This window comes from Empedobacter sp. UBA7252 (assembly GCF_002472765.1).
In the GTDB taxonomy this organism is placed as follows: Bacteria; Bacteroidota; Bacteroidia; order Flavobacteriales; family Weeksellaceae; genus Empedobacter; species Empedobacter falsenii_B.
In genome coordinates this window covers 13055-13662 of record NZ_DKSQ01000095.1, presented here as the reverse complement: position 1 = coordinate 13662, position 608 = coordinate 13055, and the positions used below count along the sequence as shown (strand labels likewise).

The 608-nt window shown below is 33.7% G+C and carries 1 pseudogene; it reads right to left on the bottom strand.

Annotation, left to right across the window (positions count from 1 at the left end):
• Positions 1–561 (bottom strand): annotated as a pseudogene (locus tag B2X73_RS13660) (SOS mutagenesis and repair protein UmuC); the annotation flags it as partial.
• Between the last annotated feature and the right edge of the window lie 47 nt (positions 562–608).

The window sequence follows — 608 nt, the reverse complement described above, 5'->3', positions numbered from 1 at the left end:
CCCAATTCCCCAGATATCCTCACATTTTAACCATTTTAAGGCTTTGTTTATTTTCTCTTTCGAATCAATCATATAAACACCATTATGATGTTTCGGAAATTTCTTTGCTATTCGATTCGCCACTTTAGCTAAAGCCTTTGTAGGAGCAATACCAATACAAACTGGAATTTTGGTAATGGTATATATTTTTTGTTTAATTTCTTGTGCATATTTCACCAAATCATAGTTATCAAAGCCTTTGAAAAGAAGAAAAGATTCATCAATCGAATAAATTTCAATATCAGGACAATACGACTTCAAAATAGTCATCACGCGATTACTCATATCCGCATATAAGGGATAATTGGATGAGAATACATTAATTTTATTTAATCTAAAATTATTCTCGTATTCAAAAGCAGGAGCACCCATTGGAATGCCCAAATCTTTGGCTTCATTAGAACGTGCAATCACACAACCGTCATTGTTAGAAAGTACCACAACAGGCTTTCCATTTAGGGTTGGATTAAAAACTCGTTCGCACGAAGCATAAAAATTATTGCAGTCAACTAAAGCATACATCATGTTACAAAGTTGAGCAAATAAAGCGCTACAAGGTGTCGTCGAAA